The 23,370-nt window shown below is 68.7% G+C and carries 21 protein-coding genes and 2 tRNA genes; 14 read left to right on the top strand and 9 right to left on the bottom strand.

Annotated features, from left to right (window positions below; all coding sequences use genetic code 11):
* The first annotated feature begins 55 nt into the window (after positions 1-55).
* Positions 56-544, top strand: a complete 489-nt coding sequence (locus ACWEKR_RS28215; RefSeq protein ID WP_452357011.1) for a h domain protein — start codon at positions 56-58, stop codon at positions 542-544.
* 18 nt (positions 545-562) lie between these two features.
* Here the strand turns inward: ACWEKR_RS28215 and ACWEKR_RS28210 are convergent, their stop codons facing one another.
* The 4 genes from ACWEKR_RS28210 to ACWEKR_RS28195 form a co-directional block, all read right to left on the bottom strand.
* Positions 563-2,029 carry a sensor histidine kinase gene (locus ACWEKR_RS28210; RefSeq protein ID WP_452357010.1) on the bottom strand — a complete coding sequence of 489 codons (1,467 nt, stop codon included), beginning with the start codon at positions 2,027-2,029 and terminating at the stop codon, positions 563-565.
* Positions 2,026-2,757, bottom strand: coding sequence for a response regulator transcription factor (locus tag ACWEKR_RS28205; RefSeq protein WP_452357009.1), 732 nt, complete (start codon positions 2,755-2,757; stop codon positions 2,026-2,028). Before ACWEKR_RS28205 ends, ACWEKR_RS28210 begins: the two co-directional genes overlap by 4 nt.
* A gap of 67 nt (positions 2,758-2,824) precedes the next feature.
* The gene (locus ACWEKR_RS28200) at positions 2,825-4,363 is read right to left on the bottom strand and encodes an alpha,alpha-trehalose-phosphate synthase (UDP-forming) (protein WP_452357041.1); all 1,539 of its coding nucleotides are present in this window, start codon (positions 4,361-4,363) and stop codon (positions 2,825-2,827) included.
* Between the two features lie 84 nt (positions 4,364-4,447).
* Positions 4,448-4,618 (bottom strand): hypothetical protein, encoded by a 171-nt coding sequence (locus ACWEKR_RS28195; RefSeq protein ID WP_195085746.1) that lies wholly within the window; start codon positions 4,616-4,618, stop codon positions 4,448-4,450.
* Positions 4,619-4,808: 190 nt separating this feature from the next.
* Between ACWEKR_RS28195 and ACWEKR_RS28190 the strand changes: the two genes are divergently transcribed.
* From ACWEKR_RS28190 to ACWEKR_RS28170, 5 genes are all read left to right on the top strand, one after another.
* The gene (locus ACWEKR_RS28190) at positions 4,809-5,627 is read left to right on the top strand and encodes an alpha/beta fold hydrolase (RefSeq protein WP_159842162.1); all 819 of its coding nucleotides are present in this window, start codon (positions 4,809-4,811) and stop codon (positions 5,625-5,627) included.
* A 169-nt stretch (positions 5,628-5,796) separates the two neighbouring features.
* Positions 5,797-6,036 carry an MbtH family protein gene (locus ACWEKR_RS28185; RefSeq protein ID WP_067795192.1) on the top strand — a complete coding sequence of 80 codons (240 nt, stop codon included), beginning with the start codon at positions 5,797-5,799 and terminating at the stop codon, positions 6,034-6,036.
* A 241-nt stretch (positions 6,037-6,277) separates the two neighbouring features.
* A tRNA-Thr gene (locus ACWEKR_RS28180) sits at positions 6,278-6,352 on the top strand.
* A 108-nt stretch (positions 6,353-6,460) separates the two neighbouring features.
* A tRNA-Thr gene (locus tag ACWEKR_RS28175) sits at positions 6,461-6,532 on the top strand.
* 842 nt (positions 6,533-7,374) lie between these two features.
* Positions 7,375-9,087, top strand: a complete 1,713-nt coding sequence (locus ACWEKR_RS28170) for a glycoside hydrolase domain-containing protein (RefSeq protein ID WP_452357008.1) — start codon at positions 7,375-7,377, stop codon at positions 9,085-9,087.
* 197 nt (positions 9,088-9,284) lie between these two features.
* Here ACWEKR_RS28170 and ACWEKR_RS28165 read toward each other — a convergent pair whose 3' ends face one another.
* Together ACWEKR_RS28165 and ACWEKR_RS28160 are read right to left on the bottom strand one after the other, a co-directional pair.
* The gene (locus tag ACWEKR_RS28165) at positions 9,285-9,710 is read right to left on the bottom strand and encodes an HIT family protein (RefSeq protein WP_452357007.1); all 426 of its coding nucleotides are present in this window, start codon (positions 9,708-9,710) and stop codon (positions 9,285-9,287) included.
* Positions 9,711-9,758: 48 nt separating this feature from the next.
* Positions 9,759-10,136, bottom strand: coding sequence for a PH domain-containing protein (locus ACWEKR_RS28160; RefSeq protein WP_043718981.1), 378 nt, complete (start codon positions 10,134-10,136; stop codon positions 9,759-9,761).
* 149 nt (positions 10,137-10,285) lie between these two features.
* Between ACWEKR_RS28160 and purD the strand changes: the two genes are divergently transcribed.
* The gene (gene purD / locus ACWEKR_RS28155) at positions 10,286-11,557 is read left to right on the top strand and encodes a phosphoribosylamine--glycine ligase (protein WP_452357006.1); all 1,272 of its coding nucleotides are present in this window, start codon (positions 10,286-10,288) and stop codon (positions 11,555-11,557) included.
* A gap of 303 nt (positions 11,558-11,860) precedes the next feature.
* Here purD and ACWEKR_RS28150 read toward each other — a convergent pair whose 3' ends face one another.
* A complete protein-coding gene (locus ACWEKR_RS28150) occupies positions 11,861-12,832 on the bottom strand; it encodes a M23 family metallopeptidase (RefSeq protein WP_452357005.1) in 972 nt (323 codons plus the stop codon).
* A gap of 53 nt (positions 12,833-12,885) precedes the next feature.
* On the opposite strand from ACWEKR_RS28150, the gene ACWEKR_RS28145 reads away from it, so the two are divergent.
* The 4 genes from ACWEKR_RS28145 to ACWEKR_RS28130 all read left to right on the top strand — a co-directional run bounded on the left by ACWEKR_RS28145 (position 12,886) and on the right by ACWEKR_RS28130 (position 17,063).
* The gene (locus tag ACWEKR_RS28145) at positions 12,886-14,055 is read left to right on the top strand and encodes a pyridoxal phosphate-dependent aminotransferase (RefSeq protein ID WP_452357004.1); all 1,170 of its coding nucleotides are present in this window, start codon (positions 12,886-12,888) and stop codon (positions 14,053-14,055) included.
* Positions 14,056-14,183: 128 nt separating this feature from the next.
* On the top strand, positions 14,184-14,879 hold the full coding sequence (locus ACWEKR_RS28140; protein WP_324198174.1) for a TetR/AcrR family transcriptional regulator: 696 nt from the start codon (positions 14,184-14,186) through the stop codon (positions 14,877-14,879).
* A 6-nt stretch (positions 14,880-14,885) separates the two neighbouring features.
* Positions 14,886-16,307 carry an adenylosuccinate lyase gene (gene purB / locus ACWEKR_RS28135; protein WP_452357003.1) on the top strand — a complete coding sequence of 474 codons (1,422 nt, stop codon included), beginning with the start codon at positions 14,886-14,888 and terminating at the stop codon, positions 16,305-16,307.
* Between the two features lie 333 nt (positions 16,308-16,640).
* The gene (locus ACWEKR_RS28130; RefSeq protein ID WP_159842176.1) at positions 16,641-17,063 is read left to right on the top strand and encodes an HIT family protein; all 423 of its coding nucleotides are present in this window, start codon (positions 16,641-16,643) and stop codon (positions 17,061-17,063) included.
* A 213-nt stretch (positions 17,064-17,276) separates the two neighbouring features.
* Here the strand turns inward: ACWEKR_RS28130 and ACWEKR_RS28125 are convergent, their stop codons facing one another.
* Complete coding sequence (locus ACWEKR_RS28125) at positions 17,277-18,365, bottom strand: alkene reductase (protein WP_452357002.1); 1,089 nt, start codon at positions 18,363-18,365, stop codon at positions 17,277-17,279.
* Between the two features lie 46 nt (positions 18,366-18,411).
* Between ACWEKR_RS28125 and ACWEKR_RS28120 the strand changes: the two genes are divergently transcribed.
* From ACWEKR_RS28120 to ACWEKR_RS28110, 3 genes are all read left to right on the top strand, one after another.
* Positions 18,412-18,783, top strand: coding sequence for a MerR family transcriptional regulator (locus ACWEKR_RS28120; RefSeq protein WP_195085738.1), 372 nt, complete (start codon positions 18,412-18,414; stop codon positions 18,781-18,783).
* A gap of 10 nt (positions 18,784-18,793) precedes the next feature.
* Positions 18,794-20,962 carry a S9 family peptidase gene (locus ACWEKR_RS28115; protein ID WP_452357001.1) on the top strand — a complete coding sequence of 723 codons (2,169 nt, stop codon included), beginning with the start codon at positions 18,794-18,796 and terminating at the stop codon, positions 20,960-20,962.
* Between the two features lie 129 nt (positions 20,963-21,091).
* Entirely contained in the window at positions 21,092-21,793 is a 702-nt protein-coding gene (locus ACWEKR_RS28110; RefSeq protein WP_452357000.1) for a DUF2334 domain-containing protein, read from the top strand.
* A 117-nt stretch (positions 21,794-21,910) separates the two neighbouring features.
* Here the strand turns inward: ACWEKR_RS28110 and ACWEKR_RS28105 are convergent, their stop codons facing one another.
* Positions 21,911-23,302 carry a glutamate decarboxylase gene (locus ACWEKR_RS28105; protein ID WP_452356999.1) on the bottom strand — a complete coding sequence of 464 codons (1,392 nt, stop codon included), beginning with the start codon at positions 23,300-23,302 and terminating at the stop codon, positions 21,911-21,913.
* Positions 23,303-23,370: the final 68 nt, after the last annotated feature.

Here is a 23,370-nt window from a genome sequence, read left to right as displayed (position 1 = left end):
GGCGGCAGCGGAGCGTGACCATGGAGGGCTCCGTTCATGCCGGAGAGGACACAGCATGAACGGAATTCGAGCCAAGATCCTGCTCGCGGTGCTCGGTGTCGCGGTCGCCGCGGCCGCGGTCGTCGGCGGGGTCAACGGCTACCGCTACTGGGACGACCGGCAGGCCGAGCAGTCCCGCAAGGACGCGGTCGCGACGGCGGGACGCACCGTCGAGGCAATGTTCACCTACAACCCGCAGACCGTGGAGACCGAACTGCCCAAGTCCGCCGACAACCTCACCGGTGATTTCCGCACGGACTACCTGACGCTGATCGAGAAGCAGATCGCGCCCGGTGCCAAGGAGAAGCAGCTCACCGTCACCGCGACCACGCAGGCGGCCGGTGTCATCTCCGCCGACCGCTCGCACGCGCAGGTCCTGCTGTTCCTCAACCAGGTGATGACGAGCAAGGACACCCCGCAGGGCACCACCACGGGCAGTCGCGTACGAGTCACGCTGACGAAAGCGGATTCGCACTGGCTGGTCTCGGCGGTGACCCCGGTCTGACCGTCGACCCGGGATCCGTCAGGACCCCTCCGCAGGCTGCCTGCGCGGTAGCCGCACGGTGAACGTCGTCCCGGCGCCGGGCGAACTGCGCACGCCGACTTCGCCGCCGTGCGCGGTCACCAGGGCCTGCACGATGGACAAGCCCAGCCCGGTGCCTCCGCTGCTGCGGGCGCGTGAGCTGTCGGTGCGATAGAAGCGCTCGAAGACGCGTTCGGCATCCTCCGGCGGCAGGCCGGGGCCGGTGTCGGCCACCTCGAGCAGTACGTCGTCGGGGCCGGGCCGCAAGAGTACCGTCACCTGTGCGCCGGGCGCGGTGTGCGTGCGGGCGTTGGTCAGCAGATTGCCCAGGACCTGGCGCAGTCTCGCCTCGTCGCCGATCACCTCGAGCGTCCCCTCGCCCGGCTCGATCTTCAGCTCGATGCTGCGGACGGGCCCGTCGGAGTGCCCCGCGGCGACCACAGCCCGCGCGTTGTGCACTCCGTCGCTGGCCACGGCGAGCAGGTCTACCGGGCCGAGTTCCAGCGGGCGCTGCGCATCCAGCCGCGCGAGCATCAGCAGATCTTCCACGAGCACGCCCATTCGCTGCGATTCGCGCTCGATGCGGTCCATGAACGCGGCCGGATCGCCGGTGGCGCCTTGGCGGTACAGTTCGGCGAACCCGCGGATGGTCGTCAGCGGCGTGCGCAGCTCGTGGCTGGCGTCGGCGATGAACCTGCGCATCCGCTCCTCAGACCGGCGAGCCGCCTCCTCGGACGCGGCGGTGGCGGTGAATGCGCGCTGGATCTGCGCCAGCATCCCGTTCAGCGACCTGGACAGCCGGTCCACCTCCGTGTTGGTGTTGCGCACCGGGACCCGCCGGTGCAGATCGCCACGGGCGATGGCGGCGGCGATGCTCTCCACCCGCCGCAGCGGCCGCAGGCTGCGCCGCACCACGAAGTAGGCGAGCACCGCCAGCACCGCCAGGACGACCGCCCCGACGATCAGCTCGAGCATCACCAGCCGGTGCACAGTGTCGGTGTTCTGGGTGAGCGGCAGCGCCACCGTCGTGGTGCCGTCCGGTGTGCGAGTTGTCAGCACACGCCACCGGATCGGCCCGCCGTTCGCGGAATCGACGGTGTACGGGCCGGACGGCGGGGTCGCGGGCAGGGCCGGCTCGGAGTCCTCAGCGAACGCCGGGATGAGGAACACGCGACCGTCGGAGCGCATGGAGCGCACATAGAACTGGCTTGGGGCGTGGCGCGGATCGGGCGGCAGCACCGGAGGTGGCGGCGGGCGTCTCGACCATTCCCGCGCGCCGTCGCGCAACTGCTGGTCGGTGCGGTCGGTCAGCTGCTGATCCAGGGCCGAGGTGACGACCATGCCGGAGACGAGCAAACCGAGCCCCGCCGTGAGCGCCAGCAGAACCGTCAGCGTCACGCGCAGCGGAACGGCGGAAAGCAGGCCGGAGATCTTCGCACGCGCCGTGGCGATCCGGCCCGGGTTCATGTAGCGCTCTTGCGATGAGGCGCGCGCATCACGTAGCCGACGCCGCGCAGGGTGTGGATCAGCCGGGTATCGCCGGTGTCGACCTTTTTGCGCAGGTAGGAGACGTAGGTCTCCACCACGCCGACCTCGCCGCCGAAGTCGTAGCGCCAGACGTGGTCGAGGATGCGCGGCTTGCTCAGCACGGTGCCCGCGTTGACCATGAAGTAGCGCAGCAGCGTGAACTCGGTCGGCGACAGCGCGACCGGCTCGCCCGCTTTCCACACCTCGTGGGTGTCGTCGTCGAGTTCGATGTCCTCGAAGCGGATGCGCGGACTCTCCCGCTGCGGCGCGGCGTGCCCCGCGCGGCGCAGGATGACCTGCAGCCGGGCCACGACCTCCTCCAGGCTGAACGGCTTGGTGACGTAGTCGTCGGCGCCCAGGGTGAGGCCGGTGACCTTGTCCTGCACGTCGTCGCGCGCGGTCAGGAACAACACGGGCGCGTCGATGCCGTCCGCTCGCAGTCGGCGCAGCAGGCCGAACCCGTCCATGCCGGGCATCATCACGTCCACGATCAGCGCCTGCGGACGGAAACTACGCGCCTTGTCCAGCGCCTGCGCGCCGTCGGCCGCGGTGTCCACTTCGAAGCCCTGGTAGCGCAGGCTCACCGCGAGCAGTTCGACGATCATCGGCTCGTCGTCGACCACCAGGATTCTGGCCTCCGGCGTCTGCCGCACGGGCGCACCACTCATGGCTTCATGGTCCGTGATCCGGCTGCGAACTTCCTGGACCGAAGCTGGGTGGTTCCTGTGAACGGCTTCAGCGCCGCTCGCGGTCCTCGGGGTACACGTCGTCGTCGGTCAGCAACGCGCTGCCTGCGACCTGGTCTTGCGCCAGCGCGTCGAGGAAGGCGCGCGCCCAGCGATCCACGTCGTGGGCCAGTACCTGCCTGCGCAGCGAACGCATCCGCCTGCGTTTGACGTCGCGCTCGTCTTCCAGCGCCGCGACGATGGCGTCCTTCACGTCGTCGAGGTCGTGCGGGTTGCACAGATACGCTTGCCGCAGCTCGGCCGCCGCGCCCGTGAACTCGCTCAGCACCAAGGCGCCGTTGAGCCCGCTGTGACACGCGACGTACTCCTTGGCGACGAGATTCATGCCGTCGCGCAAGGGCGTCACCAGCATCACGTCGGCGGCCACGAAGAACGCCACCAGTTCGTCGCGCGGGATCGGACGGTGCAGGTAGTGCACCACCGGATAGCCGACCCGGGCGAACTCGCCGTTGATGCGGCCGACCTGGCGTTCGATGTCGCCCCGCATCTGGATGTAGCTCTCCACCCGCTCGCGACTGGGGGTGGCCAGCTGGATCATCACCGTCTCGGAGGGATCGATCCGGCCCTCCAGCAGCAGCTCCTCGAGTGCGTTGAGACGGATGTCGATGCCTTTGGTGTAGTCCAGCCGGTCCACTCCGAGCAAGATATTCTTCGGGTTGCCCAGCTCGGCCCGGATCTTGGCGGCGCGCTCGCGCACCGAACGGCGCCTGGAGTGCTCGTCCAGTTCGGCGGAGGCTATCGAGATCGGGAACGCGCCGACGCGCACCGTGCGGAATCCCACCTGGACGACGCCGAGCTTGGAGCGGACCCCGACCGAGCCGCGTGACGTGGGCTGACCGGCCAGTCTGCGAGCCAGATAGAGGAAGTTCTGCGCGCCGCCGGGCAGGTGGAAGCCGATGAGATCGGCGCCGAGCAGGCCCTCCACGATCTCCGTGCGCCACGGCATCTGCATGAACAGCTCGACCGGCGGGAACGGGATGTGCAGGAAGAACCCGATGGTCAGGTCCGGGCGCAGCATGCGCAGCATCTTGGGCACCAGCTGCAGCTGGTAGTCCTGTACCCACACGGTCGCGCCCTCGGCGGCGACCTTGGCGGTGGCCTCGGCGAAACGCCGGTTCACCGTGACGTAGGCGCTCCACCACTTGCGGTCGTAGACCGGCCGCACGATCACGTCGTGATACAGCGGCCACAGCGTCCCGTTGGAGAAGCCTTCGTAGTAGTCGGCCACCTCGTCCGCGGACAACGGGACCGGATGCAGTTCGAGACCGTCCTCGATGATCGGGTCCACGTCGACATTGGGGACGCCCGCCCAGCCGACCCACGCTCCCTTGTTGTTGCGCAGGACCGATTCCAGCGCGGTCACCAGACCGCCCGGGCTGCGCTTCCACCGGGTGCTGCCGTCGGGCAGCCGTTCCAGGTCGACGGGGAGCCGGTTGGCGACGACGACGAAACCGGAGCCGGTGTTCTCCGCCGCGGCGTAAGCAGTCGAGGTCTCTCTGGCGTGCTCGGAGTCGTCGGACGGATTCATCTGGTCCACTCACGCATCCTTTGCGCGTTGCTGTATCCCGCTGGAGTTGTGTAGTCGACGTCGCCGTTGGCGTCGAGAACGAGGTTATTCGCCTCGAGCGTTCGGTCCAATACCCAACATGGACAACAACATCCGGCATTCGTCGGCGTCCTCGGCGTAGGCGGCGACCACTCGCTGCGCCTGACGCGCGGTTTCGTCGGCGAGCGGTTCCAGATCCTCGTCCGCAATGTCGTTCGCGCTGCCCTTCGCGGCCATCGTCAAGTCCTCCCGGCTCAGTGCGCTCTTGCCCTGCGAAAAGTCAATGGTATGCGACGCTGGGAGGTGCACTCGCCGGGGCGTTGGCCGAAGCGCGGTACGAGGCCGCCGAGGCACCCCGGTCGGTGCGTCGTCCCCGCCGGTCCCTATACCGTGGGGAACGCAGCACCAACCTCACGAAAGGGTCGACATGCCGCTGGCCACGGTGAACGGGATTTCCCTCAACTATCAGGTGAAGGGTGACCGCGCCAAGGGCTCCGCGCCGCTCGTGGTCATGATCATGGGCACCGGCAGTCCCGGCCGGGTGTGGGAGCTGCACCAGGTTCCGGCCCTGGTCGCGGCCGGTTACCGGGTCTGCACGTTCGACAACCGCGGGATCGCGCCCTCGTTCGAGGCGGCCTCCGGCATGACCATCGACGAGTTGGTCGCCGACACCGCCGCCCTGATCGAGTTCCTCGACGAGGGCCCCGCGCTGGTGGTGGGCACCTCGATGGGCGCGCGGGTGGCCCAAGAACTGGCGCTGGCCCGCCCGGACCTGGTGCGCAAAGCGGTGTTCATGGCCGGACACGGACGGCTGGACCAGTTCCAGAAGACGCTGTCGCTCGGCGAGCACGAACTCGACGCCGCGGGGGTGAAACTGCCGCCCAAATACGAAGCCGCGATCACCGCGGTCATGAACCTCTCGCCCGCCACCATGGCCGAACCGAACGCCGCGCGCGACTGGCTCGACCTGTTCGAGTTCACCGGCGGGCCGGTCCCGCCCGGCATTCGAGCGCAGCGCAGGATGGACCACGATTTCGACCGGGTGCAGGCCTACCGGGGCATCCGCGTGCCGTGTCTTTCGATCGGATTCGCCGACGACCGGATGATTCCGCCGTATCTGTCCAGGGAGATCGCCGAGGTCATTCCGGGTGCGCGGTACCAGGAGATCCCGGACGCCGGGCATTTCGGGTATTTGGAACGGCCGGAGGCGGTCAACAAGATTCTTCTGGACTTCTTTGCGGGCTGATTGCGCGTCGGCGGGGGTGACAGCGTAGGTAACCACCCAGGCGTAACGTCTTGCTTGCTAGTGTCGAAACAACGCTCGGGTTCTCTCGGCGCCAGGGGTTGGCAGCAACCCGGCGCCGGGTGAACCAGGAGCGATCCCGTACATAGCGCCAGTATCCAGTGAGGTGAAATTGAGCACCAACCCCTTCGATGATGAAGACGGCCGCTTCTTCGTCCTGGTCAACGACGAGGAACAGCACTCTTTGTGGCCGGCCTTCGCAGAGGTTCCAGCCGGATGGCGAGTCGTGTTCGGCGAGGACAGCCGCGCCGCCTGTGTCGAGTACGTGGAGAAGAACTGGACCGACATGCGTCCGAAGAGCCTGCGTGACGCCATGGCCGCGGACGACGCGGCCCGTCAGGGCTCTGTCTGATCCGTCGCGCCCTCGGCGCGGCGTGTTCGTGGCCGCCTGACAGCTCGCGTCCGAGTGACCGCCGATCGCGACCCGCGTCGCGCGGCGTCCACTCGGGCGCGAGTTGAGCCGCGAACAGCGCAAGCTCGATCTCGCTTCGCTTGAAAGCGGTTGTCGGGCCGGTACGGTCGCGTTCGGCGTCGAACGCGCATTCCGTTGTGAGGCGGACGCCGTACCGGGCTATGATGACAACCGCTTTCCCGCCTCCTTAGCTCAGTGGTAGAGCACTCGCCTTGTAAGCGAGCGGTCGTCAGTTCAATCCTGACAGGGGGCTCCATTGGGTGGCTGGGCGTGTAGCTCAGTGGTAGAGGCTGTGCTCGGTGTTGTAAGCGAGCGGTCGTCAGTTCAGTCCTGGCAGGGGGCTCCATTGGGTTGCTGGGCGTGTAGCTCAGTGGTAGAGGCTGTGCTCGGTGTTGTAAGCGAGCGGTCGTCAGTTCAATCCTGACAGGGGGCTCCATTGGGTTGCTGGGCGTGTAGCTCAGTGGTAGAGGCCGTGCCCCGGTGTTGTAGGCGAGCGGTTGTCAATGCCCCCCTGACGTGGGCTCAATGGAGTTGCCGCGCGTGTGCGGCTCGCGGATATCGGCCGTGGCTGATGTCGGAGGCGAGCGGTCGTCGGTTTCGATCCGCAGGAATCCACCGTCCACTGCGCGTGTATTTGCTCAGTGGTGGAGGCCGTGGGCTCGGGGCGAGCCCGAGGATGCTGGGTGTCCGGCCCCCCGGGGCGGTGGCGGCGAGGCTGCGCGCGATCGAGGTCGGCTGATGCGCGGTCGCTCCAGGAGCCTGGACAGGAAAGGTGGGCCGGTCGCCAACGGGTGCGGGCCGATGTGGCCGGAGTACACCGCTTCCGCCATCGGTTGTTCGCCCTGGCGATGCGGCTGGAAGCTGGAAACAGCTGTCACCGGTATCCGGTGAACGCCTGCGAATGCGTCCGGTTCGGATCCGGCCCGGCAACAGGGAAACTCGGCAATGCGGTCCGGTGGGAACGGCTCCGGGAAGCGGCCGACCAGTACGACGGTCGGTGGCGAACGATCAGCAGATCTGATTACCGACTGACGAGCATGTTTTCGGCTACGAGTCCGTTTGTAGTCTGGTGTGCGCAAACAGGTCTCGTGATGAGCCGGATCAGGTCACGCGCAAACACCGGATGGGCCACAAACCAGACATGTGGGCATACTTCGCGCACATTCGGGCGACTCTAGCTCTGTCGGGTTCACCATCTGCCGAAAGTTACTGAGATGTACGAATTCAACGCATTGCTGCCGACCGTTGCGCGGGCTCGTACGACCCAGGGGGTGCGCGATGACTGAGTTGATCGACTTCTCCGCGGCGCTCATCGAGCCGCAAGCGATCAAGGACGCCGGGTACGCGGGCGTCATCGGCTACTTCAGTGATTCCCGTCCGGGTACGAATTTCGGTGCGAAGCCGCTGCGGCGGGAGTATTGCGACCGATTGCGCGCCATCGGGCTCGAGATAGTGACCAATTACCAGTACGGCAAAGGGGAGACGGCGGACTGGAAAGGCGGTTACGCCGCGGGTGTGCGTCATGCGCGGATCGCGCTCGATTACCACTTCGCGGCGGGCGGACCCGGCTTTCGTCCGCTGTATGCCCCGGTCGACGCCAATCCGACGCTGGCGGAGTGGAATTCGCTCATCGCCCCATTTCTGCGCGGCTGGGCGTCGGTCGTCGGGTTGGAATGGACCGGTATGTACGGCAATGCCCGGTGCATCGACTGGGCGCTCGAGGACGGCGTCGCCAGTTGGTTCTGGCAACACAACTGGTCCGGCGATTCCTCGATCAACGGCGACCATCCGGCCGCGCACATCCATCAGATCCGCATCGACCGCGACCGAGTGGCCGGCGTCGTCGTCGATGTCAACAAAGTCCTCGCCGACGACTACGGCCAGTGGTCGAAGGCTCTGTCGAATCCAGGGGGAGCCGTGCAGAAGCCGGAATACGTCGAATTGGACCGCATGGGCGACTCCGCGTCCAGCCGTCACGGTGCGCGCGTCGAGAACTTTCTGCTGCACACCCAGGAAGGCAACGGAACGGCCGAAAGCCTGGCCAACTATCTCAACAATCCGGCGAACGGGGTGAGCTATCACTACACCGTGCGCGACCGCGTGGTGGTCGACGTGGTGGACACCGATCTGGCCAGCTGGTCGGTGCTGGACGCGAACTCGTTCACGATCAACCTCTGCTTCGCGGGCAGCCGCGTCGCGTGGAGCCGGGACGACTGGCTGCGTATCCGCGACGACATCAGGATCGCGGCCTGGCTCGCGGTGCAGGACGCGCGTAAGTACGGGTTCGACACATATGTCATCGCGCCGCCTTACCAGCGGCGGCAGGGAATCTCCGACCACAAGTACGTCACCGAGTGTCTGGGCATCGGCACGCACACCGACGTGGGACCCAATTTCCCCTGGGACGTGTTCGCCGACGACGTGCGCGCTTTCGCGACCGGTGAGCCGGGCGAACCGGAGCCGAACGCGATCAACGACTGCGCGGCGGCGAATCCGTGGCTGGGTGAGCGGATCACGGAGGGCGAGATCGCCACGCCCGACGGTGCGGGTCGCTTCGCGCAGTTCGAGCACGGGTACATCTATTGGCATCCGGATACCGGTGCGCACGCCATCCCGGAGACGCTATGGGGAAAGTTCGAGGAATTGGGCTGGGAGGCCGGTCCGCTCGGCTATCCGATCACCGATCGCGCCCTCTTACCCGGTCCGAACGGCCAGGCCGCGGGTGAGGTGCAAGGTTTCCAGGGCGGCGCGCTCTACCGGCGGCAGACGAGCGGCACCGTGTGCTGGGTGCACGGCGCGATCCGCGACCGCTGGAACCGCTCGGGTTTCGAGAACGGCCCGCTGGGCTGGCCGACGACCGACGAGATCCCCTGGGACACCGGCACCTACCAGGACTTCGAGCACGGCCGGATCTATTGGACCCCGAGCCAGACTCTGGCCACGGTAGCGGTCGGCGGAGTCGACACACCCCTGCACGACGTAGCGAGCTGACCGCGATAGCAAGGAAAGCAAGGGTCCGACCGCGACAAGCGGCCGGAACCCACACGATCGAGGCGACACTGATCTCGCACGAACATGGGTAACTCACCGGGTACGCCCAGAACACACGTCGCACCCAACGCAGGACCTGAACGCAAATCCACCGCCACCCAACTCGTACGGCCTGAATACCCGGAGAGGCGGGACGGTCAGCCGGGGACGTTGGCGCCGTAGCCGAGGTCGCGCAGCGCCTGCTTGATCTTGGCCTGGGCCTCGTCCATGGACTCCGGGCTCGGGTTCGGGTCGGCGCCGGAGATGTCGAAGTCACCCAGCGCGAAGGCCGGGAACACGTGCACGTGCAGGTGCGGCACTTCCAAACCCGCGATCAGCAGACCGGCGCGCGGCGCGTCCCACGCCGCGCGGACTGCCTGGCCGATCTTCTGGGCGACGGCGGTCAGCCGGGCGAAGGTGTCGGCGTCGATGTCCTGCCACTGGTCGATCTCCTTGCGGGGCACCACGAGCGTGTGACCAGGGGTGACCGGGGCGATGGTGAGGAAGCCGACGAACTCGTCGTCCTCCCAGACGAAACGGCCCGGGAGCTGACCGGCGATGATCGCGCTGAAGACAGAAGCCATGTCCCGCAGCGTAGACGGGTCCGCGCGCCGCGGCGCCGGCCCCGCGCGCTACACCGCGACGAAGTGCGACAGGATGCCTTGCACCTCGTAGATGTCCACCTGCCGGTTGAACCGCTTCAGCAGCGGTTCCGCGGTGCCCGCGATCCAGATGGCCAACTCGGCGTCCAGATCGAAGGTGCCCGCGGTCTCCACCGAGAAGTGGGTGATCGCACGATACGGAACGCTGTGGTAGCTCACCTTCCGGCCGGTGACGCCCTGCTTGTCGATCAGGATCAGGCGGCGATTGGTGAACAGCATCGCGTCGCGGACCAGCAGGTATGCGGCATACACCTGCTCTCCGTTGCCGAGGAGCTTGGCGTACTCCTGTTGCGCCTGCCCCGGATCGATCCGGCCGGCGTTTCCCATCAGTCCGTCGATCAGACCCATCTCAGCACTTCCTTCGGGTGCTCCGGCGGTACGAGTGGTCAGGCACCACGTGAGCGAAGTGCCGCCACATCGGTTGTCCCCATTCATCATCCCCTTCGTGCGCACCGGCAGCGGCGATCCCGCCGAACGGCTCGTTTAGGCTGTCTGCCGTGCGTGTACTCGTCATCGGTTCCGGAGCCCGTGAACATGCCCTCGTCCTGGCGCTGCGCCGGGACCCCGCGGTGACCGCGCTCTTCGCCGCACCCGGCAACGCCGGGATCGCCCAGCACGCGCAGGTCCGCCCGGTCGACCCGTGCGCCGCCGAGGACGTGGTCGCGCTGGCCACCGAGGTGGACGCCGACCTGGTGGTGATCGGCCCCGAGGTCCCGCTGGTGCTCGGCGTCGCCGACGCGCTGCGGGTGGCGGGCATCCCGTGCTTCGGGCCGTCGGCCGCGGCCGCCCGGATCGAGGGCTCCAAAGCGTTCGCCAAGGACGTGATGGCCGCGGCGGGCGTGCGCACCGCGCACAGCGAAGTGGTGGACAACCCGGCCGAGCTGGACGACGCGCTGGACCGCTTCGGTCCCACTTGGGTGGTGAAGGACGACGGACTCGCCGCGGGCAAAGGCGTGGTGGTGACCGCGGACCGTTCCGCCGCGCGCGAGCACGGGGCCGAACTGCTCGAGCAGGGCCACCCGGTGCTGCTGGAATCGTTCCTGGACGGCCCGGAAGTCTCGCTGTTCTGCCTGGTCGACGGCGAGACGGTGGTTCCGCTGCTGCCTGCGCAGGACCACAAGCGCGTCGGTGACGGCGACACCGGGCCCAACACCGGCGGCATGGGCGCCTACACGCCGCTGCCCTGGCTGCCCGAGGAGACCCGCACCGCGATCGTCGAGGATGTGGTGCAGCCCGTCGCCGCCGAGCTGGTGCGGCGGGGCAGCGGTTTCTCCGGCCTGCTGTACGCCGGGCTGGCGATCGGCGCGGCCGGCCCCGCCGTGGTCGAGTTCAACTGCCGCTTCGGCGATCCCGAGACGCAAGCGGTGCTGGCGTTGCTGGACAGCCCGCTCGGCGAGCTGCTGCACGCCACCGCCACCGGCACGCTGGCGCAGGTCGAGCCGCCGCGCTGGCGCGACGGCGCCGCGGTCACCGTGGTGCTCGCCGCCGAGAACTACCCGGGCCGCCCGCGCCTGGGCGACGCGATCTTCGGTGCGGGCGAGGGCGCGTCCGACGAAAACGCGACGGTGCTGCACGCGGGCACCACGCAGCGCGAGGACGGGGCCCTGGTCTCCGCGGGCGGACGGGTGCTGAACGTGGTCGGCGTCGGCGCCGATCTCGCCGAGGCCCGCGCCCGCGCCTACGAGCGCATCGCCGCGATCAAACTGCCGGGCAGCCACTACCGCACGGACATCGGCCTGGCTGCCGTCGAAGGCCGCATCGAGGTCTGAATCCTCGCCTCGGCAGACGCCGCATAGCAGGACCGTCGGCGTTCGTGGATGCACGCCGCTGACGGTCGCGCGGCAGGGCCGCTGGGGCTTCGGTGGACACTGCTTCGGTGGACACTACTGGCGGGCCGCGCGGCAGACGGTCGGATCGGGGCCGTGCCGTTGCCCCGCCGGTCGGGGCTTGATCTGGCAGCGCCTACGCGATCCGCAACGCCGCCACGCGGTCGGTTGTCCGCGGCCACACCCGCTGGCCGCGGCGACAGCTGGTCCGTCGCCGGTGCAGCGGAGCCGACGCCTGGTCGCCGCTCAGCTGAACCTGAGTCCGCGCATCGCCAGCCACTGCTGCGGGTCCACGTGCTGTCCGCCGACGATTACCTCGAAGTGCAGGTGTGGGCCGGTGGAGTCGCCGCGGTTGCCCATGCGGGCGATCTGCATTCCCGCGGGCACCCGTTCGCCGACCGAGACGAAGAAGTCGTACATGTGGCCGTAAACGGTGGTGCTGCCGTCGTCGTGGCGGATCCGCACCCAGAGGCCGAAGCCCTGCGCCGGTCCGGCATCGATGACCGTCCCGTCGGCGACCGCGTAGATCGGGGTGCCGATCGGGCCCGCGATATCGATGCCGTTGTGGAAGGTTCCCCAGCGGGACCCGAAGCCCGAGGTGAAGATGCCGCGCGTGGGCAGTGCGAAGCCTCTGCCGCCCGGCGCGAGCGCCCCGGGCTGCACCGGTGCGGTGCCGGTCATCCACGGCTGACGCTCGCCGGCGACGGCGGCGGCCGCCTCCGCCTTCGCGCGTTCGAGCGTCGCGCGCGCGGCGGCCGCGACCACCGCCTGCTCCCGCAGCCGCTCGCCGTTGGCGATCGCGTTCAGCAATCTGGTCACCGAGGGCGGGGTGTTCTGCATCTGCGGTGGGTACGCGACGGCGACGAGCTGGGCGCGATCCGGCGCCGGAGTGCGATCGGTGACCATCCCGGCGAACGACGTGTCGCCCGCGGCGAACACCGAGGTCGCGGCTAGCCCGGCCAGCAGCACCTTGTGCTTGCGCGCCAGTGCGAGCACCTGCTCGCCGGTGGGTTTGCGCCGCCACAGGTCGCGAGGATCCGGTCTGCGCTCCCACACCTGCCTGCGGCGTGCCCACAGCGCGCGCGGATCGATCTCGTCGCCGCCGAGCAGCCGCTTTCGGGGGCGCGGCGAGCGCGCGCGCCAATCGCGCGGAATGATGCCGATGCCGGCCACTCCGCGCACTCGGTCGAGCCCGTCTCGTCGAGCCTTATCGAGCATCGGGTAGACCATAACCGCGACCGTGCGGTGAAGCGTGCTCTACCGTCTGTCGAGTGTCCAGAGAATCTCGCCGGTCGACCATTCCACCTTTCTACGTGATGGATGTGTGGAAAGCCGCCGCGGAACGCGCCCGCACGCACGGTGATGTGCTCGTGCTCGCGGCGGGACAACCGTCGACACCCGCGCCCGCGCCGGTCCTGCGCGCGACCGAACTGGCCATCCAGTCCGAATTGCTCGGTTACACGGAGACTTTCGGCATCCTCGCGATTCGCGAAGCGATCGCCGAGCACCATCGCGAGACTTATGGTTACCAGGTCCACCCGGACGACGTGGTCGTGACGACCGGCTCGTCCGGCGCGTTCTCGCTGATCTTCCTCGCCGCCTTCGACCCGGGGGACACCGTCGTGGTCGCGCGTCCCGGCTATCCGGCCTATCGCAACACGCTCGCCGCGCTCGGCTGCCGTGTGCTGGAGCTGGACTGCGGCGCCCAGACCAGATTCCAGCCCACCGTCGCCATGCTCGAGGCGCTTCCCGAGCCCCCCGCCGGTCTGGTGGTGGCCAGCCCCGCCAACCCGACCGGCACCATGATCGCGCCCGCGGAACTCGCCGCGCTCGCCCGATGGTGCGAGGAGCACGGCACCCTGCTCATCTCCGACGAGATCTACCACGGCATCACCTACGACAGCGCCGGCGCCGACAGCGCGACCTCATCGGCCTGGGAGACCTCGCGGGAATCGGTGGTGATCGGCTCGGTCTCCAAGTACTTCTCCATGACGGGCTGGCGGCTGGGCTGGATGCTGGTGCCGAGCGGGCTGCGGCCCGCGTTGCAGCGCCTGGCCTCGAACCTGACCGTCTGCCCGCCCGCCATCTCGCAGTACGCGGCGCTGCACGCGTTCGGCGCGGAGGCGAAGGAGGAGCTCGACGGGCACGTCCGGCGGTATGCGGTGAACCGGCGATTGCTACTGGACGGGCTGCCGAAATTGGGCATCACCGACCTCGCCCCGGCCGACGGCGCCTTCTTCGCCTACGCCGACATCGGCCACCTCACCGACGATTCTCGCGCCTGGTGCGCCGACGTGCTGCAGCACACCGGTGTCGCGCTCGCACCGGGGGTCGATTTCGACACCGTCAACGGGCACCGCACCGTCCGCTTCTCGTTCGCCGGAGCGACCGCGGATATCGAGGCGGCGCTGCTGCGTCTAGGGCACTATCTCGCGGTTTGAAAGACCGGTCCGGCAACAACTTTTCGCAGTTCGGCACCCTGGCCGCGCGGATGCGGTAAAACAACGATGGTTGCTTTTCCTCGCCGATTTCCCCTGGAAGAACTGATGACGACTGGCACGATGGCACGGTGATCACCGCGACGACCCCGAAAGGCGAACGGCGTCGCCAGGCTTTGATAGCCGCCGCTGCCGAGCTCCTGCTCGAAGGCGGGTTCGAGGCGGTGCGGCACCGTTCGGTTGCCACGCGCGCTGATCTGCCCCTGGCGTCGACCACCTACTACTTCGAATCCCTGGACGACCTGATCGCCAGGGCGGTCGAGTTCAGCGGCATGGCCGAACTGGACGCGATGCGCAGGCGGGTCGGCGAAGTGAGCCACCGCCGGCGCGGCGCGGAGGCGACCGTCGACCTGGTGCTCGATCTGCTCGTGGGCAGTGACGGTCCCGATGAAGGCGCGCGGGGGCAGCTCATCGCCCGCTACGAGCGCTCGGTCGCCTCGGCGCGGCACCCGGAGCTGCGCGAAGTCCAGCTGCGGCTGCGCGCCCAGCTGGACGAGTTGCTGGCCGACGTGCTGCGCCGCTCCGACCGGATGGTGCGGCCGGAGCAGTTGCGCAGGCTGGTCGCGGTGGTGGACGGCGCCGTGGTCGCCGCGCTCACCGAGATGGACCCGGAGCCGCGGCGGATGGCCCGCGGCGCGTTGCTGGAAGTGATCGACATCGTCGCGCCCCCGGCCCGGGGCACGACCCCCGATGCGGCCTACGCGACCACGGACGGCCCCGTGCGTGCCACGCCCCAGCAAGTGGATCGTTACCGAGCACTAGACTGACCGGACGTGAGCATCGTCCCCAATGTCCTGGCCACCCGTTACGCCAGTCCTGAACTGGTGCATCTGTGGTCGCCGGAGCACAAGATCGTGCTGGAGCGGCGGCTGTGGCTGGAGGTGCTGCGGGCCCAGGCGGAACTGGGCGTCGATGTGCCCGAGGGAGTCGTCGCCGACTATGAGCGGGTGCTCGACGAGGTGGACCTCGCCTCCATCGCCGAACGCGAGCGGGTCACCCGGCACGACGTGAAGGCGCGCATCGAGGAGTTCAACGCGCTGGCCGGGCACGAGCACGTGCACAAGGGCATGACCAGCCGCGACCTCACCGAGAACGTGGAACAGCTGCAGATCCGGCTCTCGCTCGAGCACGTGCACGCGCACGGCGTCGCGATCGCCGCGCGCCTGGCCGAGCGCGCCGCCGAATACCAGGCGCTCGTGATGGCGGGCCGCTCGCACAACGTCGCGGCGCAGGCCACCACGCTCGGGAAGCGGTTCGCCTCGGCGGCCGACGAATTGCTGATCGCGCTGACCCGGCTGCGCGAGCTGATCGACCGCTATCCGCTGCGCGGGATCAAGGGTCCGATGGGCACCGCGCAGGACATGCTCGACCTGCTCGGCGGCGACCAGGCCAAGCTCGCCCGGCTGGAGCAGCAGGTGGCCAGGCACCTGGGTTTCGCCACCGTGCTCACCAGCGTGGGCCAGGTCTACCCGCGCTCGCTGGATCACGACGTGCTCGCCACCCTGGTGCAGGTGGGCGCGGGTCCGTCCTCCTTCGCGCACACCATTCGGCTGATGGCCGGGCACGAGCTGGTCACCGAGGGCTTCCAGCCCGGGCAGGTGGGCAGTTCGGCGATGCCGCACAAGATGAACACCCGCTCCTGCGAGCGGGTCAACGGCCTGCAAGTGGTGCTGCGCGGTTACGCCTCGATGGCCGCCGAGCTGGCGGGCGCGCAGTGGAACGAGGGCGACGTGTTCTGCTCGGTGGTCCGCCGCGTCGCGCTGCCGGACGCGTTCTTCGCCATCGACGGGATGATGGAAACCTTCCTCACGGTGCTGGCCGAGTTCGGCGCCTACCCGGCGGTGATCGCCCGCGAACTGGACCGGTACCTGCCCTTCCTCGCCACCACCCGCATCCTCATGGCGGCCGTCCGCACCGGTGTCGGCCGCGAGACCGCGCACGAGGTCATCAAGGAGCACGCCGTCGCGGTCGCCCTGGCCATGCGCGAGCAGGGGCGCGAACCCGATCTCTTGGATCGCCTCGCCGCCGACGCACGCCTGCCCCTCGATCGCCCTGCCCTCGACGCGGCACTGGCCGACAAGTCCGTCTTCGTCGGCGCGGCCGAAGCCCAGGTCGCCGATGTCATCGGCCAAGTGCAGAAACTGGTCGACCGGTACCCGGACGCGGCGCGGTACTCGCCGTCGCCGATCCTGTAGCGGGACTGCGCCTTTCGCGACGATATCGTTCGTCGGCCTGGTCGGGGGCCGGTATCGTCCCTCCGTACCTTTCCACGCTTTCCGATGCCATCGCCTGGGCATTCGGCGCGGGTGGGAACTGGAAGGCGATGGTGACGCCACCGGTGCGGGCCGTGGTCGCTATCGAAGACCACCCCGAACAGCGCGAAACCCGACTGCCCACCGTCCGGTGCAGAGCCGGGTCCACTTCTCCCGGCTACTGCCAGGAGCTGATTCGGTGGTACCGCACCTGTTGTGTTCGGGCTAGGTGATTGCGTAGCCCGAACACAACAGCGAACGCATAGGCTGCGGATCGTGAATCCGTACACGATTTTCGCCGATATCGTCGCCGGGCGGGCGCCGTCGAGCAAGGTCTACGAGGACGACGATGTCCTGGCGTTCATGGACATTCGGCCGATGACGCCGGGGCATCTGCTGGTGGTGCCGAAGGTGGCGGCGCGCAGCCTGGCGGAGCTCGATCCGGTCGTCGGGGGGAAGCTGTTCCAAGTGGGACAGCGGCTCGCGGCGGCGCTGCGGACCAGTGAGGTCGGGTGCGACGGCGTCAATTTCTTTCTGGCGGACGGGGTGACGGCCGGGCAGGAGGTGTTTCACGTGCACTTGCACGTCATCCCGCGGACTCCCGGCGACGGTTTCGGCCTGCGCGGCCGTCCGACCAGCCCGCGGCGGGAAGACCTGGACTATCTCGCCACCTCGATCCGAGGCGCACTGAAGGATTGAGCCCGGAACGTTCCGCACCGCGCCCGCGAACTCGAGCGGCTCGCCCGGTGTTCCACAGTGCCGGTTCGCGGAAAGGCGACTCGTGACCAGCGGCAGCCGATCGCCGAGCCGGATGCCGGAATCGCGGCACCCGGCCCGGGACCGTGGACGGCGTTCGAGTGCCAGTCGCCGGGTGGCGATGCCGAGGATCGCCGAATCCCCGAGAGCGACGAGTCAGTCGCGCACCAATTCGGCTGCCGTCCAGTTCGGATAGTCGCTGTAGCCCTCGGCGGTGCGGCCGTAGAGAAACTCTTCGCGAATGGGGGCCAGCGGTAGGTCGTAGCGGATGCGGTGCACGAGATCAGGGTTGGCGATGAACGGCCTGCCGAAGGAGACCAGGTCGGCGAGGCCGGCGCCCAGCGTCGCCTCCGCGCCCGCCGCGGTGGTCGGCGCACGGTTCTCGCCGATGTTCGCGATGAGCGTGCCGTGCCAGCGCGGGCGCAGATCGCGCAGCGGGGGGTAGTGGTCGTTGTCGGTGAGGTGCAGGTAGGCCAGACCGCGTCGGTCGAGTTCGGCGACGAGGGCGCGGTAGAGCGGGGCCGGGTCGGCCTCGGACATGTTGAACTGCGGATTGCCCGGGGAGAGCCGGATCGCGGTGTACTCGGCGCCGATCGCGTCGGTCACCGCGTCCACCACGGCAAGAGGAAACCGCATGCGGTTGACGATCGAACCCCCGTACTCGTCGTCGCGCAGGTTGGTGTTGTCGGCCAGGAACTGGTGTGGCAGATAGCTGTTGGCAGCGTGGATCTCGACACCGTCGAAGCCCGCCGCCACTGCATTGCGTGCGGCGGCGGCGTAGTGCCGCACCGCGGCCTCGATGCCGGCGCGGTCGAGCGCGGCGGGCGTGATCGGGTCGGCCTTGCTGCCGTCGATCAGATGCACCCGGTCGTCGTCCACCACCGCCGACGGTCCCGCGGGCCAGGAACCATCGATCCGGGCGAGCGGATGACCCTTGCGTCCGCCGTGCATGAGCTGCGCGAAGATCCGCCCGCCGCGCGCGTGCACGGCCTCGGTGACCCGCCGCCACGCCGCGACATGCGCGGGCGTCTGCAATCCGGGCACCCACGCTTCGCTCTGGCCGGTCGAGTGCGGCCAGATGCCCTCGGTGACGATGAGCCCGGCCGTCGCGCGCTGAGCGTAATAGTCGGCGACGGCATCGGTCGGCGAGCCGTCCGGCCGCGAGCGCAGCCGGGTCATCGGCGACATGACGATCCGGTTGGGCAGGTCGAGCGGATGGTTGCGGTATTCGGTCAACAGCAGCATGGCTGTACCGTAAAACCTGACATCGATGTTAGGTCAAGGAGCGAATGTGCGGATCGGTGAACTCGCCGAGCGGACCGGCGTGAGCGTCCGGTCACTGCGGTACTACGAGAGCAAGGGCTTGCTGAGCTCGGAACGCACCTCCGGCGGGCAACGGGAGTATCCCGAGGCGGCGGTCGACCGGGTCCGCCGCATCCAGGAGATGTTCGCCGCCGGGCTGCACAGTGACACGATCGGTGAACTGCTGCCGTGCATCCACGATGTCGACGGCACGCCCAATGCCACGGCGACGCCGTTCCTGGTGGAAAAGCTCACCGAGGAACGCGCCAGAATCGATCAGGCGATGCGCGACCTGCGCCGGACCAGCGACGTGCTCGACGGCATCATCCGTGCGGCGGGCGGCGAAGCCGCCGAACAGTAGGGTGGACGCCATGGCTCTCGACAGCGGAACGATCTCCGAAACGGGTAGCGGCGCGGTGACGCCGCCGGTCGCCGAGACAGTGCCCACCGAGCGGGTGCACCACGGCGACGTCTTCGTCGACGAGTACGAGTGGCTGCGGGACAAGGAGAACCCCGACGTCATCGCCTATCTGGAGGCGGAGAACGCCTACACCGAGGCGCAGACCGAGCACCTGAGCACCCTGCGCGAGACGATCTTCGACGAGATCAAAGCGCGCACGCAGGAGACCGATCTGTCGGTGCCGACCCGGCTGGGCGACTACTGGTACTACTCGCGCAGCTTCGAGGGCAAGCAGTACGGCGTGCACTGCCGGTGCCCGATCGCCGAGGGCGCCGAAGGCATCGATGCGTGGACCCCGCCGCAGCTGAGCGCCGATACCGAGGTCCCGGGCGAACAGGTGCTGCTCGACAGCAACGAACTGGCCGAAGGGCATGATTTTTTCGCCCTCGGCGCGTTCTCGATCAGCCATGACGGCACTCTGCTCGCCTACTCGGTGGACAACGTGGGCGACGAACGGTACGTGCTGCGCTTCAAGGATCTGCGCACCGGTGAACTGCTCGGCGACGAGATCGCGGGCACCGCCCCGGGTGCGACCTGGTCGCTGGACGGCAGCCACGTCTTCTATCAGACCGTCGACGAGTCGTGGCGGCCCGACACGGTGTGGCGGCACCGGCTGGGCAGCACCGATCCCGACGTCAAGGTGTTCCACGAGCCCGACGAGCGCTACTGGGTGAGCATCGGCGCCAGCCGCTCGGAGAAATACCTGATGATCTGGGTCGGGTCCAAGATCACCAGCGAGGGCTGGGTGCTGGCGTCCGACGATCCGGAAGGCGAGTTCCGGGTGCTGCTGCCGCGCCGGGAGGGCGTCGAGTACTCCGCCGAGCACGCGGTGATCGGTGGCGAGGACCGCTTCCTCATCCTGCACAACGACGTGGTCGACGGCGTCAAGGCGCAGAACTTCGTGCTGGCGGAGGCGCCGGTGGACGACCCGTCGAACCTCACCCAGCTGATCGGCCATCGCGACGACGTGCGGCTCGAGGACATCGATGCGTTCCGCGACCACCTGGTGCTCAGCTACCGGCGTGAGGCGCTCACCCGGATCGCGGTGTGGCCGCTGACCGCCTCCGGTTACGGCGAGCGGCGCGAACTCGAGTTCGATCTGGAACTCTTCGCGGTCGGCACCGGCTCCAACCCGGAGTGGGCCCAGCCGACCCTGCGCATCGGACTGGCCTCCTTCATCACGCCGATGCAGGTGTTCGACTACGTTCCCGCCACCGGTGAGCTGCTGTTGCGCAAGGAACAGCCGGTGCTCGGCGGTTACGACGCCAACGAGTACGAGCAGCACCGGGATTGGGCCGTGGCCGAGGACGGGACCCGGATCCCGATCTCGCTCGTGCGGAAGAAGACGACCGCCGACGGACCGAAACCGCTGCTGCTGTACGGCTACGGTTCCTACGAGGCGAGCATCGACCCCTCGTTCTCGGTTGCCCGATTGTCGCTGCTGGATCGCGGCATGGTCTTCGCTGTCGCGCACGTGCGCGGCGGCGGCGAGATGGGCAGGCTCTGGTACGAGCACGGCAAGACGCTCACCAAGAAGAACACCTTCACCGACTTCGTGGCCGCCGCGCGGCATCTCGTCGACACCGGGGTCACCGCCGCGGACCGGATGATCGCCGACGGTGGCAGCGCGGGCGGACTGCTGGTCGGCGCGGTCGCGAATCTCGCCCCCGAGCTGTTCGCGGGCATCCTGGCGAACGTGCCGTTCGTCGATCCGCTCACCTCCATCCTGGATCCGTCGCTCCCGCTGACCGTGATCGAGTGGGACGAGTGGGGCAACCCGCTGGCGGACAAGGACGTCTACGAATACATGAAGTCCTACTCGCCCTACGAGAACGTCGAGGCCAAGGATTATCCGGCGATTCTGGCCATCACCAGCCTGAACGACACCCGGGTGCTCTACGTCGAGCCCGCCAAGTGGATCGCCAAGCTGCGCGCCACCGCGACCGGCGACGCCCCGCTGTTGCTGAAGACGGAGATGAGTGCGGGCCACGGCGGGGTGAGCGGACGGTACGAGAAATGGCGGGAAGTGGCCTTCGAGCATGCCTGGGTGCTGGACACGGTCGGTCTCGCCGACGCGTAGCGCACCGGCTGCCGAGCCCGGCGGCGCGCCGACCGCGGGGCGCCGGCTCGGCACAGGCGTGGTGGAGAGTTCGCCACCTGGTCATACAGTCTGCACATCACGGACACGTGCGGCTGGCACCGTGGGGTCATGAACGCTGAGCTGATCGTATCGATCTCCGGGATCAGGAACACCACCCGGGACGCGGCGATGGATTTCGCCGAGGAGATGGATCGGCGCGGCGTGCCGCTCTCGCTACTGGTCGCGCCGCGGCTGAAGGGCAAGTACCGATTGCTCGACGACCCGGCGACGCAGGCCTGGCTGCGCGGCAGGCGGGCCCGCGGCGATGCCATCGTGCTGCACGGGTACGACCAGGCGGCCACCAAGCGGCGGCGCGCCGAGTTCGCCACGCTGCCCCGGCACGAGGCGCGGTTGCGGCTGACTGCCGCGGATCGGGTGATGGAGCAGGCCGACCTGCGCACCCGGCTGTTCGCGGCTCCGCGTTGGGATGCCTCGGCGGGCGCGCTGGACGCACTGCCCGAGGGCGGTTTCCGGCTGGCGCTCAGCCTCACCTCGATCATCGACCTGGAGCGCAACACGGCGCAGAAGTCCAGGGTGTACGGCATCGGCGAGGGGTTCCGCGCGGAGCCCTGGTGGTGCCGCGCGCTGGTCATGGGCGCCGCGCGGACCGCCCGGCGCGGCGGTGTTTTGCGGCTGGCCGTGTCCGCCCCCCAGCTGGCGCGCTCTGGTCCGCGCCAGGCCATGCTCGACGCCGTCGACCTGGCACTGTTCCACGGTGCGGCGGCCGCGACATATCGGTGGGAGCCCTTCGCGGTGGTTCGCGCCGCATGACTGACGCCGTGGGCGAGGGTGCGTCGGCCCCGTCGCCCGCGGCCGGTCGGGAGCTTCGCGCGACCGATCGGCGCCGCCGCCCGCGAATGGCGTAGCCGGGCGGCGGCGCTGTCACGTTCAGGACGGAGCGACCTTCGTCTCCGCGACGGCGGGCGTCGCGTCGTGCGTGAAGCCGCCCGCCTCCGCGCGCGTGAGCGAGGTCGAGAACGGTCGCTCCCGTAGCTGGTCCATGCAGCGGCGGAGGTCGGCGAGCAGCAGATCGGCCATGTCGACAGTGAAACCGTGGCGCAGTACCGCGCGCATCACCGTCTCCTCGTTCCGGTCGGCCGGCAGCGGATAGGCCGCGATCAGCCAGCCGCGCGAGCGCAGCCGATCGGACAGATCGTAGAGGTTGAAGCCGGGATCGCCGCTCAATCGCCAGCACACGGCCGTGATGCCGCGCTGCGGATCGCCGTCGTGGATCAGGTCGAAGGCCCCCAGCTCCCGTACTCCCGCGGCCAGATGCTGCGCCGCCCGGTAGATCGCGGACTGTACCCGGGCGTAGCCGGTGCGTCCCAGGCGAATGAACTGGTAGTACTGCGTGATGGCCTGACCGCCGGGCCGGGAGAAGTTCAGGTTGAAGGTGGCCATGCTGCCGCCGAGGTAGTCGACGTCGAAGATCAATTCCTCCGGCAGGTCCGCGGCCTCGCGCCAGATCGCCCAGCCCGCGCCGAGCGGTGCCAGGCCGGTCTTGTGGCCGGAGGCATTGATCGACTTCACCCTGGGCAACCGGAAATCCCACACCAGCTCCGGCGCGGCGAAGGGGGCGAGGAAGCCGCCGCTGGCCGCGTCGACGTGGATCGGGATGTCCCAGCCCTTTTCGTGCTGCAACGCGTCGAGCGCCGCGCTGATCCCGGCGATGTCTTCGAACAGCCCGGTGTAGGTCTGGCCGAAGGTCGGCACGACCATCATGGTGTTCGCGTCGCAGTACGCGGGGAGGTCGTCGGGGTGCATGGTGAGCCGGTCGCCCCGCAGCGGGATCTGCCGGATCTCGACGTCGAAGTAGCGCGCGAACTTCTCCCAGCAGACCTGAACCGGTCCGCAGACGAAGTTGGGCGTCCCGCTGTCGCCACGCTTGCGCCAGCGGAATTTCGCCGCCAAGCCGCCGAGCATGGCCGCCTCGCTGGACCCGATGGTCGAGGTGCCGTGCGTTCCGGCCGGATCCGGCGCGTGCCACAGGTCAGCGACCATCCGGACGGCGCGGCGCTCCAGCTCGGCCGTCTGCGGGTACTCGTCCTTGTCCACGATGTTCTTGTCCAGGCATTCGGCCATCAACCTGCGCGCCTGGTCGTCCACCCACGTGGTGCAGAACGTGGCCAGGTTCATCCTCGAGACGCCGTCGAGCAGCAGCTCGTCGTGCACGATCTCGTAGGCCACCTGCGGAAACATCTCGTGCGGCGGAAATCCGGCCCGCGGCGCGGACCGGCTGAGCCCGGGCAGGGCGAATAAGTCATCGGCTGCTTCGGACATGTGAACGGCCTCCCGATTCGACTGGTGTGCGGGCGTGCCTGCCGAGAATGCCAGCAGTTTGCCAGCAA

The organism is Nocardia sp. NPDC004573, assembly GCF_053602135.1.
Note: the sequence above shows the minus strand (reverse complement) of the source record. Positions and strands in the feature narration are given on the sequence as shown.